We start from the raw sequence: 15,024 nt of genomic DNA on the forward strand, positions 1-15,024 counted from the left end.
CACGCTCGGTTGCATTGCCACGCAACACGTGTTGGTTTTCCTGAAGAGCTAGCCTATTATCTTAAATAGACGAAAAGGAGAAAAAGATGGCAAACAAAAAAATCCGCATCCGCTTGAAAGCGTACGAACACCGTACACTTGATACAGCTGCTGCAAAAATCGTAGAAACTGCGACTCGTACAGGTGCTGAAGTTGCTGGACCAGTTCCGCTTCCAACTGAACGTAACCTTTACACAATTATTCGTGCGACTCACAAATACAAAGACTCTCGCGAACAATTTGAGATGCGTACACACAAACGTTTGATTGATATCATCAACCCAACTCAAAAAACTGTTGACGCTTTGATGAAATTGGATCTCCCAAGTGGTGTAAACGTAGAAATCAAACTTTAATTTGATTACCTGAGCATGAAAAACGCTCGTTAAAAACTTTTTAAAAAAATAAGAAAAGGAAATAATTTTCTCATGACAAAAGGAATCTTAGGGAAAAAAGTGGGAATGACTCAAATCTTCACTGATTCTGGTGAATTTATCCCTGTAACTGTCATTGAAGCAACTCCAAACGTTGTCCTTCAAGTGAAAACCGTTGAAACTGATGGCTACGCTGCAGTTCAAGTTGGTTTTGATGATAAACGCGAAGTATTGAGTAACAAACCTGCCAAAGGCCATGTAGCGAAAGCTAACACTGCTCCTAAGCGCTTCATTCGTGAATTTAAAAACATTGAAGGCTTAGAAGTTGGAGCAGAAATTACTGTTGACACATTTGCAGCTGGAGATGTTGTGGATGTAACTGGTACTTCAAAAGGTAAAGGTTTCCAAGGTGTTATCAAACGTCACGGACAATCTCGTGGTCCTATGGCTCACGGTTCTCGTTACCACCGTCGTCCAGGTTCAATGGGACCTGTTGCACCTAACCGCGTATTTAAAGGTAAAAACCTTGCAGGACGTATGGGTGGTGACCGTGTAACAATTCAAAACCTTGAAGTTGTACAAGTTGTTCCAGAAAAGAACGTTATCCTTATTAAAGGTAACGTGCCAGGTGCTAAGAAATCTCTTATCACCATCAAGTCAGCTGTTAAAGCTGGTAAATAATAAGGAAAGGGGAAATCAGTCGAAATGGCAAACGTAACATTATTTGACCAAACTGGTAAACAAACTGGTGAAGTAACATTGAACGATGCGGTTTTTGGTATCGAACCAAACGAAGCAGTTGTATTTGATGTTATCATCAGCCAACGCGCAAGCCTCCGTCAAGGAACTCATGCAGTGAAAAACCGCTCAGCAGTTCGTGGTGGTGGTCGTAAACCATGGCGCCAAAAAGGAACTGGACGTGCTCGTCAAGGTTCTATCCGTTCACCACAATGGCGTGGTGGTGGTGTAGTCTTCGGACCAACTCCACGTTCATACGCGTACAAACTTCCACAAAAAGTTCGTCGCTTGGCACTTAAATCTGTTTACTCAGGAAAAGTTGCTGAAAACAAATTTGTAGCTGTTGACTCTCTTGAATTTGCAGCTCCAAAAACAGCTGAATTTGCTAAAGTTCTTGCTGCATTGAGCATTGATTCAAAAGTCCTTGTTATTCTTGAAGAAGGCAACGAATTCGCAGCTCTTTCAGCTCGCAACCTTCCAAACGTGAAAGTTGCAACTGCAACAACTGCAAGTGTTCTTGACATCGCAAACAGTGACAAACTTCTTGTGACTCAAGCAGCTATCTCTAAAATCGAGGAGGTTCTTGCATAATGAATTTGTATGATGTTATCAAAAAACCTGTCATCACAGAAAGCTCAATGGGCCTACTTGAATCAGGTAAATATGTATTTGAAGTGGACACTCGTGCACACAAATTATTGATCAAACAAGCTGTTGAAGCTGCGTTTGAAGGTGTTAAAGTTGCAAATGTTAACACAATCAATGTAAAACCTAAAACAAAACGCGTTGGTCGTTATGTAGGTCGCACAAACAAAGTTAAGAAAGCTATCATCACTCTTACAGCTGATTCAAAAGCAATCGAGTTGTTCGCAGCTGAAGCTGAATAATCTAAGGAGGAAATAACGTGGGTATTAAAGTTTATAAACCAACGACAAATGGCCGTCGTAACATGACTTCTTTGGATTTCGCTGAAATCACTACAAGCACACCTGAGAAATCATTGCTTGTTTCGTTGAAGAAAACTGCTGGTCGTAACAACAACGGTCGTATCACAGTTCGTCACCACGGTGGTGGACACAAACGTCATTACCGTTTGATTGACTTCAAACGGAACAAAGATGGTGTTGAAGCGGTTGTTAAAACAGTTGAGTACGATCCAAACCGTACAGCTAACATCGCTCTTGTACATTATACAGACGGTGTGAAAGCTTACATTCTTGCACCAAAAGGTCTTGAGGTTGGTCAACGCATCGTTTCTGGTCCAGATGCGGATATTAAAGTTGGTAACGCATTGCCGCTTGCAAACATCCCAGTTGGTACAGTGATTCACAATATCGAGTTGAAACCAGGTCGCGGTGGTGAGTTGGTTCGCGCTGCAGGTGCTTCTGCTCAAGTATTGGGTCAAGAAGGTAAATACGTACTTGTTCGTCTTCAATCTGGCGAAGTTCGTATGATTCTTGGTACTTGCCGTGCTACTGTTGGTAGCGTTGGTAACGAGCAACAATCACTTGTTAACATTGGTAAAGCAGGACGTAACCGTTGGAAAGGTATCCGCCCAACAGTTCGTGGTTCTGTAATGAACCCTAACGATCACCCACACGGTGGTGGTGAAGGTAAAGCACCAGTTGGACGTAAAGCGCCATCTACTCCATGGGGTAAACCTGCGCTTGGCCTTAAAACTCGTAACAAAAAAGCGAAATCTGACAAACTAATCGTTCGTCGTCGTAACCAAAAATAATTTTTAGTTACTAGCTAATATTGGGAGAGTAAATCTCACCAAACACTTCCGCCAGCTCGGTAGTCGGCTTTTAGCCGACAAGCCGTTGTGGTACAACATTTAAAGGAGAAAACTACAAAATGGGACGTAGTCTTAAAAAAGGACCTTTCGTCGATGAGCATTTGATGAAAAAAGTTGAAGCTCAAGCAAATGACGAAAAGAAAAAAGTAATTAAAACTTGGTCACGTCGTTCAACGATTTTCCCAAGTTTCATCGGTTATACAATTGCAGTATATGACGGACGTAAACATGTACCTGTTTACATCCAAGAAGACATGGTGGGTCACAAACTTGGTGAATTTGCACCAACTCGTACTTACAAAGGTCATGCTGCGGACGACAAGAAAACTCGTAGAAAATAATAGGAGGAGAACACAATGGCAGAAATTACTTCAGCTAAAGCAACTGCTCGCACAGTACGTGTTTCACCTCGTAAATCACGTCTTATCTTGGACAACATCCGTGGTAAAAGCGTAGCAGACGCAATTGCAATTTTAAAATTCACACCAAACAAAGCAGCAGGTATCATTGAGGGCGTATTGAACTCAGCGGTAGCAAATGCTGAAAACAACTTTGGTTTAGAAAAAGCTAACTTGGTGGTTAGTGAATGTTTCGCAAACGAAGGACCAACTCTTAAACGTTTCCGTCCACGTGCGAAAGGTTCAGCTTCACCAATCAACAAACGCACAGCTCACATCACAGTAGTTGTGGAAGAAAAATAGGAGGTAAAAACGTGGGACAAAAAGTACATCCAATTGGTATGCGTGTCGGCATCATCCGTGACTGGGATGCTAAATGGTATGCTGAAAAAGAATACGCGGATTACCTTCATGAAGATCTTTCAATCCGCAACTTTATCAACAAAGAGTTGGCTGATGCGTCAGTTTCAACGATTGAAATTGAACGTGCAGTAAATAAAGTTATCGTTTCTATCCACACTGCAAAACCAGGTATGGTTATTGGTAAGTCTGGTAGCAACGTTGACGCACTTCGTGCACAATTAAACAAATTGACAGGCAAACAAGTTCACATCAACATCATCGAAATCAAGTCTCCAGACTTGGATGCGCATCTTGTTGGTGAAAGCATTGCTCGTCAATTGGAGCAACGTGTTGCTTTCCGTCGTGCACAAAAACAAGCTATCCAACGTGCTATGCGCGCTGGTGCAAAAGGTATCAAAACACAAGTTTCTGGTCGTTTGAACGGTGCGGATATCGCCCGTAGCGAAGGTTACTCTGAAGGAACAGTGCCACTCCACACACTTCGTGCTGATATCGACTATGCTTGGGAAGAAGCTCTTACAACTTACGGTAAACTAGGCGTTAAAGTTTGGATCTACCGTGGTGAAGTTCTCCCAGCTCGTAAAAACACAAAGGGAGGTAAATAACCAATGTTAGTACCTAAACGTGTTAAACACCGTCGTGAATTCCGTGGAAAAATGCGCGGTGAAGCAAAAGGTGGTAAAGAAGTAGCATTTGGTGAATACGGCCTTCAAGCTACAACAAGCTCATGGATTACAAACCGTCAAATCGAGGCTGCTCGTATTGCGATGACGCGTTATATGAAACGTGGTGGTAAAGTTTGGATCAAAATCTTCCCACACAAATCATATACTGCAAAAGCTATCGGGGTACGTATGGGTTCTGGTAAAGGTGCACCTGAAGGTTGGGTTGCTCCAGTTAAACGTGGCAAAGTGATGTTTGAAGTAGCAGGTGTTTCTGAAGAAATCGCTCGCGAAGCATTCCGTCTTGCTGGCCACAAATTACCAGTTAAAGTTAAATTCGTAAAACGTGAAGCAGAATAAGGAGAAGACATGAAACTTAATGAAGTAAAAGAATTTGTTAAAGAACTTCGTGGCCTTTCTCAAGAAGAACTTGCAAAGCGCGAAAACGAATTGAAGAAAGAACTCTTCGATCTCCGTTTCCAAGCAGCTGCAGGTCAGCTTGAGCAAACTGCTCGTTTGAACGAAGTTAAAAAGCAAATTGCACGTATCAAAACTGTGCAATCAGAAGTTAAATAATAGACTAGGGAAGGAGAATTTCAATGGAACGCAATAATCGTAAAGTTCTTGTTGGACGCGTCGTATCTGACAAAATGGACAAAACCATCACTGTTGTAGTTGAAACTAAACGTAACCACCCAGTCTATGGTAAACGTATTAACTACTCTAAAAAATACAAAGCACATGATGAAAACAATACAGCCAAAGAAGGCGATATCGTTCGTATCATGGAAACTCGCCCACTTTCAGCTACAAAACGTTTCCGTCTTGTAGAAGTTGTGGAAGAAGCAGTTATCATTTAATCAAACTGAAAGGAGAAAACTCATATGATTCAAACAGAAACTCGTTTGAAAGTTGCTGACAACAGTGGCGCACGTGAAATCTTGACCATCAAAGTTTTGGGTGGTTCAGGACGCAAATTTGCAAACATTGGTGACGTTATCGTTGCATCAGTAAAACAAGCTACTCCTGGTGGTGCGGTTAAAAAAGGTGACGTTGTAAAAGCTGTTATCGTTCGTACTAAGACAGGTGCTCGTCGTGCAGATGGTTCATACATCAAGTTTGACGAAAATGCAGCAGTTATCATCCGTGAAGACAAAAACCCTCGCGGAACTCGTATCTTTGGCCCAGTGGCACGTGAATTGCGTGATGGCGGTTTCATGAAAATCGTTTCATTGGCACCAGAAGTACTTTAATTATCACAAACTAAGTCCCCTAGGTCTAACCTAGGGTGCCCTCAGGGCGTAAGAAATATATAGGAGAAAACCATGTTTGTAAAAAAAGGCGACAAAGTTCGCGTAATCGCTGGTAAAAACAAAGGCGTTGAAGCTGTTGTTCTTACAGCACTTCCAAAAATCAACAAAGTTGTTGTTGAAGGTGTTAACATGATGAAAAAACACCAAAAACCAAATAACGAAAACCCTCAAGGTGCGATCGTTGAAAAAGAAGCACCAATCCATGTGTCTAACGTACAAGTATTGGACAAAAATGGTGTTGCAGGACGTGTTGGTTACAAATTTGTAGACGGCAAAAAAGTTCGTTACAACAAAAAATCAGGCGAAGTGCTTGATTAATCACGAAGGAAAGGAGAAGTATAATGGCAAATCGTTTAAAAGAAAAATATCTTAATGAAGTAGTTCCTGCTTTGACTGAGCAATTTAATTATTCATCAGTTATGGCTGTGCCAAAAGTTGATAAGATCGTTTTGAACATGGGTGTTGGTGACGCTGTTTCTAACGCTAAAAACCTTGAGAAAGCTGCCGAAGAATTGGCTCTGATCTCAGGACAAAAACCACTTATCACTAAAGCTAAGAAATCAATCGCCGGCTTCCGTCTTCGTGAAGGGGTTGCTATCGGTGCAAAAGTAACCTTGCGTGGCGAACGTATGTATGAATTCTTGGATAAATTGGTTTCTGTATCACTTCCACGTGTACGTGACTTCCACGGTGTTCCAACAAAATCATTTGATGGACGTGGTAACTACACACTTGGTGTGAAAGAGCAATTGATTTTCCCTGAAATTAACTTTGATGATGTTGATAAGACTCGCGGTCTTGACATTGTTATCGTAACAACAGCAAACACTGATGAAGAATCACGTGCGTTGTTGGCTGGGCTTGGAATGCCTTTTGCAAAATAATAGGAGGTAAAAATAATGGCAAAGAAATCTATGGTTGCTCGTGAAGCAAAACGTCAAAAGATTGTTGATCGCTATGCTGAAAAACGCGCTGCGTTGAAAGCTGCTGGTGATTATGAAGGTTTAGCTAAATTACCTCGTAATGCATCTCCAACTCGCCTTCACAATCGTTGCCGTGTGACAGGTCGTCCACACGCATATATGGGCAAATTTGGCTTGAGCCGTATCACGTTCCGTGAGTTGGCGCACAAAGGTCAAATCCCAGGTGTTACAAAAGCTTCTTGGTAAAATAATGATGCAAAGGACGTTGAAAAACCGTGATAAAATAGGGGACTGACGTAGAAGTTTGAAAACTTCAAGAAAGTCTATCATTTTCACAAGGATTTTAGTCCGTGCTCAAACAACATGATACATCTGTATCGAAACAGCTCGAAAGAGCTCATTAACTGGTAAGTGCACAGCATACTGCCAGTAAGAGGAGAAAAACAAAATGGTTATGACTGACCCAATTGCAGACTTTTTAACCCGCATTCGTAATGCTAACCAAGCAAAACACGAAGTGCTTGAAGTTCCTGCATCAAACATCAAAAAAGGAATTGCTACAATTCTTAAAAACGAAGGTTTTGTAAAAAACGTTGAGTTTATCGAAGATGACAAACAAGGTGTTATTCGTGTGTTCTTGAAATATGGACAAAACGGAGAACGCGTTATCACAAACTTGAAACGTATCTCAAAACCAGGTCTTCGTGTTTACTCAAAACGCGACGATATTCCTAAAGTTCTTAATGGACTTGGAATTGCCATCATCTCTACATCAGAAGGTCTTGTGACAGATAAAGAAGCTCGTCAAAAGAACGTTGGTGGTGAGGTGTTAGCATACGTTTGGTAAAACCATGATACAAAGGGAGTAACGGACAAAGTGAAAATAGAAATTCTAACGAAGAATCCTTGCATTCTAAGTAGAATTATCTTTTTCACATAGGCCGTAGCTCGTGTTCAAATTAGCTGATTTGAATAGTATCGCCCCGTGAAAACTGGTCGATTAACGGCCTGACAATTTAACAGGAGAAAAATAATATGTCACGTATTGGTAACAAAGTAATCAACTTGCCAGCAGGTGTTGAGATTTCTCAAAACAATGGTGTTGTTACTGTAAAAGGACCTAAAGGTGAATTGACTCGTGAATTCAACACTAACATTGAAATTCGTGTTGAAGGAACAGAAGTTACACTTCATCGTCCAAATGACTCAAAAGAAATGAAGACTATCCACGGTACAAGCCGTGCTAACCTCAACAACATGGTTGTTGGTGTTTCTGAAGGCTTCAAAAAAGAACTTGAAATGAAAGGTGTCGGTTACCGTGCTCAATTAGCAGGAAACAAATTGACACTTGCTGTTGGTAAATCACATCCAGATGAAGTGGTTGCACCAGAAGGAATTACATTTGAAGTTCCATCGCCAACACTTATTCATGTGTCTGGTATCAATAAAGAAGTTGTTGGTCAAACAGCTGCTTACATCCGTAGCCTTCGCTCTCCAGAGCCATACAAAGGCAAAGGTATTCGCTATGTTGGTGAATACGTTCGTCTTAAAGAAGGTAAAACTGGTAAATAATCGATTGTTGGTGTGGTTTTTTTCCACATTCAATCTTATTTCCCAAAAGTCTGTCTCTTATAGGCAGAATCAATAAAAAAGAGGTGAAAATTGTGATTTCAAAACCAGATAAAAATAAAATCCGCCAAAAACGCCACCGTCGTGTTCGCGGTAAAATCTCTGGAACTGCTGCTCGCCCACGTTTGAACATTTTCCGTTCTAATACAGGCATCTACGCTCAAGTGATTGATGACGTAGCGGGTGTAACGCTCGCAAGCGCTTCTACTCTTGATAAAGAAGTTTCAAAAGGAACTAAAACAGAACAAGCCGTTGTTGTTGGTAAACTCGTTGCAGAACGTGCAGTTGCTAAAGGTATTACTGAAGTTGTCTTTGACCGCGGTGGATATCTCTATCACGGACGTGTGAAAGCTTTGGCTGACGCAGCTCGTGAAAACGGATTGAAATTCTAATAGGGGGACACTTAAAAATGGCATTTAAAGATAACGCAGTTGAATTTGAAGAACGCGTAGTAGCCATCAACCGTGTTACAAAAGTTGTTAAAGGTGGACGTCGTCTTCGTTTTGCAGCTCTTGTGGTTGTTGGTGACCGTAACGGACGTGTTGGTTTCGGTACTGGTAAAGCTCAAGAAGTACCAGAAGCAATCCGTAAAGCAGTGGATGCTGCTAAGAAAAACTTGATCGAAGTACCTATGGTTGGTACAACAATTCCTCACGAAGTTCGTTCTGAATTTGGTGGAGCACGTGTATTGTTGAAACCAGCTGCAGAAGGTTCTGGGGTTGCTGCCGGTGGTGCTACTCGTGCCGTTATTGAATTGGCAGGTATCGCTGACGTGACTTCAAAATCACTTGGATCAAACACTCCAATCAACATCGTTCGTGCGACTGTTGAAGGTTTGAAACAGTTAAAACGTGCTGAAGAAGTTGCTGCACTCCGTGGCATCTCAGTTTCAGATTTGGCATAAGAAAGGGGAACTCATGGCTCAAATTAAAATTACTTTGACGAAGTCTCCAATCGGCCGTATTCCATCACAACGCAAAACTGTTGTGGCGCTTGGTCTTGGCAAATTGAACAGTTCAGTCGTTAAAGAAGATAACGCAGCTATCCGTGGTATGGTCAATGCTGTATCGCACTTGGTAACTGTGGAAGAAATCAACTAAAAACATTTTTGAATAAGTTGATGAATAAATGAGATTGATTAAAATCGATCTTACTTATGAATAAAAAGACTTGAGTCGCGTGGAAAACCATGCGACTTAAAGTCAATCATTTAAGCGAGTTTCTTGAATAAGTCCTTACTTTTTAAGAAGCGCTAGCATTTACATTAAGGAGAAAAGAAATAATGAAACTTCATGAATTACAACCTGCTACAGGTTCACGTAAAGTACGCAACCGTGTAGGTCGTGGTACATCATCAGGTAACGGTAAGACTTCTGGTCGTGGTCAAAAAGGACAAAAAGCTCGTAGTGGCGGCGGTGTTCGTCTTGGTTTTGAAGGTGGACAAACTCCATTGTTCCGTCGTCTTCCAAAACGTGGATTTACCAACATCAACGCGAAAGAATATGCAATTGTGAACCTTGATCAATTGAACGTCTTTGAAGATGGTGCAGAAGTAACACCAGTTGTATTGATCGAAGCTGGTATTGTCAAAGCTGAAAAATCAGGTGTTAAAATCCTTGGTAATGGCGAATTGACTAAGAAATTGACTGTGAAAGCAGCAAAATTCTCTAAATCAGCTGAAGAAGCAATCACTTCAAAAGGTGGTTCAGTAGAAGTCATCTAAGAGGTGACTGCCTATGTTTTTTAGATTACTAAGAGATGCGCTAAGAGTAAAGAATGTTCGTAAGAAAATTCTATTTACAATTTTTATTCTTCTTGTATTTCGAATTGGCACACATATTACAGTCCCAGGGATTAATGCTAAGAGTTTAGATTCGATTTCAAACCTTCCTTTTTTGAATATGATGAGTTTGGTTTCGGGAAATGCGCTTAGAAACTTCTCGATCTTTGCATTGGGGGTAAGTCCTTATATTACAGCTTCCATCATTGTGCAATTATTGCAAATGGATATTTTATCTACCTTTGTAGAATGGGGTAAACAAGGTGAAGTTGGTCGTCGAAAATTAAATCAGGCGACTCGCTATATCTCCTTGGTACTTGCATTTGTTCAATCAATTGGTATTACCGCAAGTTTAAATGCGCTGTCGGGTGCTCAATTGACGACGATGGAATTAAATTGGAAAACTTATTTGATTATCGGTGGTATTTTAACGACTGGTTCGATGATTGTCAACTGGCTCGGTGAGCAAATCACAGATAAGGGATATGGAAATGGAACATCGATGATTATCTTTGCAGGAATCATTTCTTCCTTACCAACGACTATTTCAGAAATTTATGAAGATCGTTTTGTAAACATTGATGCAAGTCGATTAACAGAGTCTATTTTCTTTGTTTCTGCTTTGATAGTAGCTGTTTTGGCGATTGTATTTTTTACAACTTATGTTCAACAAGCAGAATACAAAATCCCTATCCAATATACAAAACGTGCCCAGGGAGCACCATCTAGTTCTTATTTGCCACTGAAATTGAATCCAGCAGGAGTTATTCCAGTTATTTTTGCAGGCTCTATCGCTGCAATACCAACATCTATTGTTCAATTTTTAGCTAGTCAAAATCAGAGCTACACTTGGTTAAGCACCTTGCAGGAATATTTTGACTACACAACGATAAAAGGTATGGTTGTGTATGCTTTGCTAATTGTTGTATTTACATTCTTTTACACTTTTGTTCAAGTAAATCCTGAGAAAACAGCTGAAAATCTTCAAAAGAGTGGTGCCTATATTCACGGCGTGCGCCCAGGAAATGGTACTGAGAAATTTTTCTCTAAACTATTGATGCGATTGGCGACTGTTGGTGCACTTTTCCTTGGATTTGTAGCTTTGCTACCAATCGTAGCGCAAAACACACTTGGCTTATCTTCTAATATTGGATTTCTTGGGACAAGTCTCATTATTGTGATTATGACAAGCATTGAAGGAATCAAACAATTAGAAGGATATCTTTTAAAACGTAAATATATTGGTTTTATGGAAGTAACAGAATAGAATACAGGTTGACTATGTCAACCTTCTATTTTGTTTTTAATAAGTTGGTTAAAACAGAAAATTTATACAAAAGCAAAAGAAGTTTTATATATTTTATAATGTCAACATCTGTAAAGGAGAAAATATGAATCTGTTGATAATGGGACTACCAGGTGCTGGTAAAGGAACGCAAGCTGCAAAAATTGTAGAAAAATATGGTATCGCACATATTTCGACAGGAGATATGTTTCGGGCGGCAATGGCCAATAAAACAGAAATGGGAGTTTTAGCTAAATCTTATATCGATAAAGGTGATTTGGTTCCTGATGAAGTGACAAACGGTATTGTAAAAGAACGCTTGGCGCAAGAGGACATCAAAGAAAAAGGTTTCTTATTAGATGGCTATCCACGTACCATTGAACAAGCGGCAGCTTTAGATGAAACTTTAGAAGATTTAGGCATTCAACTAGAAGGTGTCATTAATATTCAAATCGATCCATCAAAACTGTTAGAGCGTTTAAGTGGTCGTATCATCCACAAAGAAACAGGCGAAACCTTCCATAAAGTCTTTAATCCTCCCGCGGCAGGTTACAATGAAAATGATTTTTATCAACGTGAAGATGATAAGCCTGAATCGGTTAAACGTCGTTTAGAGGTAAACATTGCTCAAGGAGATCCAATTATTGCTCACTACCGTGCAAAAGGATTGGTCCATGATATTGAAGGCGACCAAGAAATTGAAATTGTTTTTTCAGATATTGACCAAGTTTTGTCAAATATCTTATAAAACAAGGGATTAGGCTTGCTTTTTTAAAGTGAAAATGGTAAAATAGCTTAGTCTGACTTATAATTGTTACCTCTGTCTTCAGAGGGCATTAAATCGAAATTTAGAGGGAGAAACTTTTGCATGGCAAAGGAAGATGTGATTGAAATTGAAGGCAAAGTAGTTGATACGATGCCAAATGCTATGTTTACAGTTGAATTGGAAAATGGACACCAAGTCTTGGCAACTGTTTCAGGTAAAATCCGTAAGAACTACATCCGTATTCTTGTCGGAGACCGAGTAACGGTTGAACTTAGTCCATACGATTTGACGCGTGGGCGTATCACATACCGCTTTAAATAGTCGAAATACTTGGAGGGATTAAACATGAAAGTAAGACCATCGGTCAAACCTATTTGCGAATACTGCAAAGTTATTCGCCGTAACGGTCGTGTTATGGTGATTTGTCCAACAAATCCGAAACACAAACAACGTCAAGGCTAAAAGATAGAAAGGAGAAAAAATGGCTCGTATTGCTGGAGTTGATATTCCAAATGACAAGCGCGTGGTAATTTCATTGACTTACGTATACGGTATCGGTCTTGCGACTTCTAAGAAAATTCTTGCAGCTGCAGGTGTTTCAGAAGATGTTCGCGTAAAAGATTTGACATCTGATCAAGAAGATGCAATCCGTCGTGAAGTTGATGCGATTAAAGTTGAAGGTGACCTTCGTCGTGAAGTAAACTTGAATATTAAACGCTTGATGGAAATCGGTTCATACCGTGGAATTCGTCACCGTCGTGGACTTCCTGTCCGTGGACAAAATACTAAAAACAACGCTCGCACTCGTAAAGGTAAAGCTGTTGCGATTGCTGGTAAGAAAAAATAAAATAGGAGGTAGAAAAATTGGCTAAACCAACACGTAAACGTCGTGTGAAAAAGAATATCGAATCTGGTATTGCACATATTCACGCTACATTTAATAACACTATTGTTATGATTACTGATGTGCATGGTAACGCTCTTGCTTGGTCATCTGCTGGTGCTCTTGGTTTTAAAGGTTCTCGTAAATCTACACCATTCGCTGCTCAAATGGCTTCAGAAGCTGCTGCTAAATCTGCACAAGAACACGGTCTTAAAACAGTTGAAGTTACAGTAAAAGGCCCAGGTTCAGGTCGTGAGTCAGCTATTCGTGCTCTTGCTGCCGCTGGTCTTGAAGTTACTGCAATTCGTGATGTGACTCCTGTACCACACAATGGTGCTCGTCCTCCAAAACGTCGCCGTGTATAATCATACAAACGATACACAGCTTTTCGTTTAAGAGGGAGTAAGAAATGATTGAGTTTGAAAAACCAACTATAACAAAAATTGATGAAAATAAAGATTACGGCAGATTTGTAATCGAACCACTAGAGCGTGGATACGGTACAACTCTTGGTAACTCACTTCGTCGTGTACTTCTTGCGTCACTTCCAGGTGCTGCAGTAACATCAATTAAAATTGATGGTGTACTCCACGAATTCGACACAGTTCCAGGTGTTCGTGAAGATGTGATGCAAATTATTTTGAACATCAAAGGCATTGCTGTAAAATCTTATGTCGAAGACGAAAAGACAATTGAACTTGATGTTACAGGACCTGCAGAAATTACTGCTGGTGACATTCTAACAGATAGTGACATTGAAATCGTAAACCCTGACCACTATCTTTTTACGATAAGCGAAGGTGCAAGCCTTAAGGCGACAATGACCGTTCATACTGGTCGTGGATATGTCCCGGCTGAAGGAAATAAAAAAGATGAGGCTCCGGTGGGAACTCTGGCAGTAGATTCAATCTACACACCAGTTACAAAAGTCAATTATCAAGTTGAACCAGCTCGCGTTGGTAGCAATGATGGTTTTGACAAATTAACACTTGAAATCAAAACAAATGGTACAATCATTCCAGAAGATGCTCTTGGATTGTCTGCACGTATTTTAATGGAACACCTTGGTTTGTTTACAGACTTAACGGATGTTGCTAAAACAGCAGAAGTCATGAAAGAGGCTGAAACAGCATCGGATGACCGCATGCTAGATCGTACAATTGAAGAGTTAGATTTATCTGTTCGTTCATACAACTGCTTGAAACGTGCAGGAATTAATACAGTCTTTGATTTGACGGAAAAAACTGAACCAGAAATGATGAAAGTACGAAATCTTGGTCGTAAGAGTTTGGAAGAAGTCAAAGTTAAATTGGCTGATCTTGGATTAGGATTAAAAAAAGATAAATAATAGAGGAGGAACTAATGGCTTACCGTAAACTAGGACGCACTAGCTCACAACGTAAAGCAATGTTACGTGATTTGACTACTGACCTTTTGATCAACGAATCAATCGTAACAACTGAAGCTCGTGCTAAAGAAATCCGCAAAACAGTTGAAAAAATGATTACTCTTGGTAAACGTGGTGACTTACATGCTCGTCGTCAAGCAGCTGCCTACGTTCGTAACGAAATTGCATCAGAAAACTATGATGAAGCAACTGATAAATATACATCAACTACTGCTCTTCAAAAATTATTCGCTGAAATTGCACCTCGTTATGCTGAGCGCAACGGTGGATACACTCGTATCTTGAAAACAGAACCACGTCGTGGTGATGCTGCCCCAATGGCAATCATTGAACTTGTATAAGATCATCAATTTTGTTGAGTGTTACGATGATGGTTGCAAAAAATGCAACTTAGTCTAGCTCTGGTCTACCGCCGATTCATTTTCGGCGGTAACACTCATCATATTGAAAAACGCAACGCTTGTTTATGAAGCGACCTCACATTTAGTGAGATTACTTCATAAGCAGGCGTTTTTAATTACTCGACTTTCCTCTTTCCTGTCAAAAATGTCCTGTAAGAAATTTTTTAAAGGTACTATACTTTATTTATTCAAGAAAGGAGTATAGGGATGGAATTTTTAGATGTTTATGGTAAGGTAGTTGGCATTGTTCACAAGACACGTCGA

At 40.2% G+C, this 15,024-nt stretch carries 29 protein-coding genes; all 29 read left to right on the forward strand.

Annotated features, from left to right (window positions below):
- Positions 1–86: 86 nt before the first annotated feature.
- The 29 genes from rpsJ (at position 87) to rplQ (ending at position 14,700) form a co-directional block, all read left to right on the forward strand.
- Positions 87–395, forward strand: coding sequence for a 30S ribosomal protein S10 (rpsJ, locus tag ACVR1I_RS10675; RefSeq protein ID WP_447443997.1), 309 nt, complete (start codon positions 87–89; stop codon positions 393–395).
- 72 nt (positions 396–467) lie between these two features.
- Positions 468–1,094, forward strand: a complete 627-nt coding sequence (gene rplC / locus ACVR1I_RS10680; protein ID WP_447443998.1) for a 50S ribosomal protein L3 — start codon at positions 468–470, stop codon at positions 1,092–1,094.
- A gap of 24 nt (positions 1,095–1,118) precedes the next feature.
- Positions 1,119–1,742, forward strand: coding sequence for a 50S ribosomal protein L4 (rplD, locus tag ACVR1I_RS10685; RefSeq protein ID WP_447443999.1), 624 nt, complete (start codon positions 1,119–1,121; stop codon positions 1,740–1,742).
- Positions 1,742–2,038, forward strand: a complete 297-nt coding sequence (locus tag ACVR1I_RS10690) for a 50S ribosomal protein L23 (protein WP_447444000.1) — start codon at positions 1,742–1,744, stop codon at positions 2,036–2,038. The genes rplD and ACVR1I_RS10690 overlap by 1 nt, the downstream gene beginning before the upstream one ends.
- Positions 2,039–2,055: 17 nt before the next feature.
- Positions 2,056–2,889 (forward strand): 50S ribosomal protein L2, encoded by an 834-nt coding sequence (gene rplB, locus ACVR1I_RS10695; protein ID WP_447444001.1) that lies wholly within the window; start codon positions 2,056–2,058, stop codon positions 2,887–2,889.
- Between the two features lie 119 nt (positions 2,890–3,008).
- Positions 3,009–3,290, forward strand: a complete 282-nt coding sequence (rpsS, locus tag ACVR1I_RS10700) for a 30S ribosomal protein S19 (RefSeq protein ID WP_000533766.1) — start codon at positions 3,009–3,011, stop codon at positions 3,288–3,290.
- Between the two features lie 15 nt (positions 3,291–3,305).
- The gene (rplV, locus tag ACVR1I_RS10705) at positions 3,306–3,650 is read left to right on the forward strand and encodes a 50S ribosomal protein L22 (protein WP_447444002.1); all 345 of its coding nucleotides are present in this window, start codon (positions 3,306–3,308) and stop codon (positions 3,648–3,650) included.
- Between the two features lie 11 nt (positions 3,651–3,661).
- Positions 3,662–4,315, forward strand: coding sequence for a 30S ribosomal protein S3 (gene rpsC, locus ACVR1I_RS10710; protein ID WP_447444003.1), 654 nt, complete (start codon positions 3,662–3,664; stop codon positions 4,313–4,315).
- 3 nt (positions 4,316–4,318) lie between these two features.
- Entirely contained in the window at positions 4,319–4,732 is a 414-nt protein-coding gene (gene rplP, locus ACVR1I_RS10715; protein ID WP_049617483.1) for a 50S ribosomal protein L16, read from the forward strand.
- 9 nt (positions 4,733–4,741) lie between these two features.
- Positions 4,742–4,948 carry a 50S ribosomal protein L29 gene (gene rpmC / locus ACVR1I_RS10720; RefSeq protein ID WP_075099717.1) on the forward strand — a complete coding sequence of 69 codons (207 nt, stop codon included), beginning with the start codon at positions 4,742–4,744 and terminating at the stop codon, positions 4,946–4,948.
- Between the two features lie 23 nt (positions 4,949–4,971).
- Complete coding sequence (gene rpsQ / locus ACVR1I_RS10725; RefSeq protein ID WP_380425323.1) at positions 4,972–5,232, forward strand: 30S ribosomal protein S17; 261 nt, start codon at positions 4,972–4,974, stop codon at positions 5,230–5,232.
- 24 nt (positions 5,233–5,256) lie between these two features.
- Entirely contained in the window at positions 5,257–5,625 is a 369-nt protein-coding gene (rplN, locus tag ACVR1I_RS10730; RefSeq protein ID WP_018166206.1) for a 50S ribosomal protein L14, read from the forward strand.
- Positions 5,626–5,697: 72 nt separating this feature from the next.
- A complete protein-coding gene (gene rplX / locus ACVR1I_RS10735) occupies positions 5,698–6,003 on the forward strand; it encodes a 50S ribosomal protein L24 (RefSeq protein WP_447444004.1) in 306 nt (101 codons plus the stop codon).
- Between the two features lie 23 nt (positions 6,004–6,026).
- The gene (gene rplE, locus ACVR1I_RS10740) at positions 6,027–6,569 is read left to right on the forward strand and encodes a 50S ribosomal protein L5 (protein WP_447444005.1); all 543 of its coding nucleotides are present in this window, start codon (positions 6,027–6,029) and stop codon (positions 6,567–6,569) included.
- 15 nt (positions 6,570–6,584) lie between these two features.
- Positions 6,585–6,854, forward strand: coding sequence for a 30S ribosomal protein S14 (gene rpsN, locus ACVR1I_RS10745; protein WP_447444006.1), 270 nt, complete (start codon positions 6,585–6,587; stop codon positions 6,852–6,854).
- 202 nt (positions 6,855–7,056) lie between these two features.
- The gene (gene rpsH / locus ACVR1I_RS10750; RefSeq protein ID WP_447444007.1) at positions 7,057–7,455 is read left to right on the forward strand and encodes a 30S ribosomal protein S8; all 399 of its coding nucleotides are present in this window, start codon (positions 7,057–7,059) and stop codon (positions 7,453–7,455) included.
- A gap of 188 nt (positions 7,456–7,643) precedes the next feature.
- Positions 7,644–8,180: a 50S ribosomal protein L6 gene (rplF, locus tag ACVR1I_RS10755; RefSeq protein WP_447444008.1), complete on the forward strand. Its 537-nt coding sequence runs from the start codon at positions 7,644–7,646 to the stop codon at positions 8,178–8,180.
- Positions 8,181–8,272: 92 nt separating this feature from the next.
- Positions 8,273–8,629 carry a 50S ribosomal protein L18 gene (gene rplR, locus ACVR1I_RS10760; RefSeq protein WP_447444017.1) on the forward strand — a complete coding sequence of 119 codons (357 nt, stop codon included), beginning with the start codon at positions 8,273–8,275 and terminating at the stop codon, positions 8,627–8,629.
- A 17-nt stretch (positions 8,630–8,646) separates the two neighbouring features.
- Complete coding sequence (gene rpsE, locus ACVR1I_RS10765) at positions 8,647–9,141, forward strand: 30S ribosomal protein S5 (protein ID WP_447444009.1); 495 nt, start codon at positions 8,647–8,649, stop codon at positions 9,139–9,141.
- 13 nt (positions 9,142–9,154) lie between these two features.
- Positions 9,155–9,337 (forward strand): 50S ribosomal protein L30, encoded by a 183-nt coding sequence (gene rpmD, locus ACVR1I_RS10770; protein WP_447444010.1) that lies wholly within the window; start codon positions 9,155–9,157, stop codon positions 9,335–9,337.
- A gap of 182 nt (positions 9,338–9,519) precedes the next feature.
- Positions 9,520–9,960: a 50S ribosomal protein L15 gene (gene rplO, locus ACVR1I_RS10775; RefSeq protein ID WP_447444011.1), complete on the forward strand. Its 441-nt coding sequence runs from the start codon at positions 9,520–9,522 to the stop codon at positions 9,958–9,960.
- Positions 9,961–9,973: 13 nt separating this feature from the next.
- On the forward strand, positions 9,974–11,284 hold the full coding sequence (secY, locus tag ACVR1I_RS10780) for a preprotein translocase subunit SecY (protein WP_447444012.1): 1,311 nt from the start codon (positions 9,974–9,976) through the stop codon (positions 11,282–11,284).
- 124 nt (positions 11,285–11,408) lie between these two features.
- Positions 11,409–12,050: an adenylate kinase gene (locus ACVR1I_RS10785; RefSeq protein ID WP_447444013.1), complete on the forward strand. Its 642-nt coding sequence runs from the start codon at positions 11,409–11,411 to the stop codon at positions 12,048–12,050.
- Between the two features lie 120 nt (positions 12,051–12,170).
- The gene (gene infA, locus ACVR1I_RS10790) at positions 12,171–12,389 is read left to right on the forward strand and encodes a translation initiation factor IF-1 (RefSeq protein WP_002936627.1); all 219 of its coding nucleotides are present in this window, start codon (positions 12,171–12,173) and stop codon (positions 12,387–12,389) included.
- A gap of 24 nt (positions 12,390–12,413) precedes the next feature.
- Positions 12,414–12,530, forward strand: a complete 117-nt coding sequence (gene rpmJ / locus ACVR1I_RS10795; protein WP_000868345.1) for a 50S ribosomal protein L36 — start codon at positions 12,414–12,416, stop codon at positions 12,528–12,530.
- 19 nt (positions 12,531–12,549) lie between these two features.
- The gene (rpsM, locus tag ACVR1I_RS10800) at positions 12,550–12,915 is read left to right on the forward strand and encodes a 30S ribosomal protein S13 (RefSeq protein ID WP_018377722.1); all 366 of its coding nucleotides are present in this window, start codon (positions 12,550–12,552) and stop codon (positions 12,913–12,915) included.
- Positions 12,916–12,932: 17 nt separating this feature from the next.
- On the forward strand, positions 12,933–13,316 hold the full coding sequence (rpsK, locus tag ACVR1I_RS10805) for a 30S ribosomal protein S11 (protein ID WP_018166218.1): 384 nt from the start codon (positions 12,933–12,935) through the stop codon (positions 13,314–13,316).
- A 44-nt stretch (positions 13,317–13,360) separates the two neighbouring features.
- Entirely contained in the window at positions 13,361–14,299 is a 939-nt protein-coding gene (locus tag ACVR1I_RS10810; protein WP_447444014.1) for a DNA-directed RNA polymerase subunit alpha, read from the forward strand.
- Positions 14,300–14,313: 14 nt separating this feature from the next.
- The gene (gene rplQ, locus ACVR1I_RS10815; protein WP_447444015.1) at positions 14,314–14,700 is read left to right on the forward strand and encodes a 50S ribosomal protein L17; all 387 of its coding nucleotides are present in this window, start codon (positions 14,314–14,316) and stop codon (positions 14,698–14,700) included.
- Positions 14,701–15,024 lie beyond the last annotated feature (324 nt).

This window comes from Streptococcus cameli, from assembly GCF_053207365.1.

Bases quoted from the DNA above. Each gene is read 5' to 3' on its own strand.
- rpsH (WP_447444007.1), top strand. From the start codon at position 7,057: ATGGTTATGACTGACCCAATTGCAGACTTTTTAACCCGCATTCGTAAT.
- rpmD (WP_447444010.1), top strand. From the start codon at position 9,155: ATGGCTCAAATTAAAATTACTTTGACGAAGTCTCCAATCGGCCGTATT.
- rpsM (WP_018377722.1), top strand. From the start codon at position 12,550: ATGGCTCGTATTGCTGGAGTTGATATTCCAAATGACAAGCGCGTGGTA.
- rpsE (WP_447444009.1), top strand. From the start codon at position 8,647: ATGGCATTTAAAGATAACGCAGTTGAATTTGAAGAACGCGTAGTAGCC.
- rplQ (WP_447444015.1), top strand. From the start codon at position 14,314: ATGGCTTACCGTAAACTAGGACGCACTAGCTCACAACGTAAAGCAATG.
- rplX (WP_447444004.1), top strand. From the start codon at position 5,698: ATGTTTGTAAAAAAAGGCGACAAAGTTCGCGTAATCGCTGGTAAAAAC.
- rplC (WP_447443998.1), top strand. From the start codon at position 468: ATGACAAAAGGAATCTTAGGGAAAAAAGTGGGAATGACTCAAATCTTC.
- ACVR1I_RS10785 (WP_447444013.1), top strand. From the start codon at position 11,409: ATGAATCTGTTGATAATGGGACTACCAGGTGCTGGTAAAGGAACGCAA.
- ACVR1I_RS10690 (WP_447444000.1), top strand. From the start codon at position 1,742: ATGAATTTGTATGATGTTATCAAAAAACCTGTCATCACAGAAAGCTCA.
- rpsJ (WP_447443997.1), top strand. From the start codon at position 87: ATGGCAAACAAAAAAATCCGCATCCGCTTGAAAGCGTACGAACACCGT.
- rpsQ (WP_380425323.1), top strand. From the start codon at position 4,972: ATGGAACGCAATAATCGTAAAGTTCTTGTTGGACGCGTCGTATCTGAC.
- rpmC (WP_075099717.1), top strand. From the start codon at position 4,742: ATGAAACTTAATGAAGTAAAAGAATTTGTTAAAGAACTTCGTGGCCTT.
- infA (WP_002936627.1), top strand. From the start codon at position 12,171: ATGGCAAAGGAAGATGTGATTGAAATTGAAGGCAAAGTAGTTGATACG.
- rpmJ (WP_000868345.1), top strand. From the start codon at position 12,414: ATGAAAGTAAGACCATCGGTCAAACCTATTTGCGAATACTGCAAAGTT.
- ACVR1I_RS10810 (WP_447444014.1), top strand. From the start codon at position 13,361: ATGATTGAGTTTGAAAAACCAACTATAACAAAAATTGATGAAAATAAA.
- rplO (WP_447444011.1), top strand. From the start codon at position 9,520: ATGAAACTTCATGAATTACAACCTGCTACAGGTTCACGTAAAGTACGC.
- rplN (WP_018166206.1), top strand. From the start codon at position 5,257: ATGATTCAAACAGAAACTCGTTTGAAAGTTGCTGACAACAGTGGCGCA.
- secY (WP_447444012.1), top strand. From the start codon at position 9,974: ATGTTTTTTAGATTACTAAGAGATGCGCTAAGAGTAAAGAATGTTCGT.
- rplP (WP_049617483.1), top strand. From the start codon at position 4,319: ATGTTAGTACCTAAACGTGTTAAACACCGTCGTGAATTCCGTGGAAAA.
- rplD (WP_447443999.1), top strand. From the start codon at position 1,119: ATGGCAAACGTAACATTATTTGACCAAACTGGTAAACAAACTGGTGAA.
- rplE (WP_447444005.1), top strand. From the start codon at position 6,027: ATGGCAAATCGTTTAAAAGAAAAATATCTTAATGAAGTAGTTCCTGCT.
- rpsN (WP_447444006.1), top strand. From the start codon at position 6,585: ATGGCAAAGAAATCTATGGTTGCTCGTGAAGCAAAACGTCAAAAGATT.
- rplV (WP_447444002.1), top strand. From the start codon at position 3,306: ATGGCAGAAATTACTTCAGCTAAAGCAACTGCTCGCACAGTACGTGTT.
- rplF (WP_447444008.1), top strand. From the start codon at position 7,644: ATGTCACGTATTGGTAACAAAGTAATCAACTTGCCAGCAGGTGTTGAG.
- rpsS (WP_000533766.1), top strand. From the start codon at position 3,009: ATGGGACGTAGTCTTAAAAAAGGACCTTTCGTCGATGAGCATTTGATG.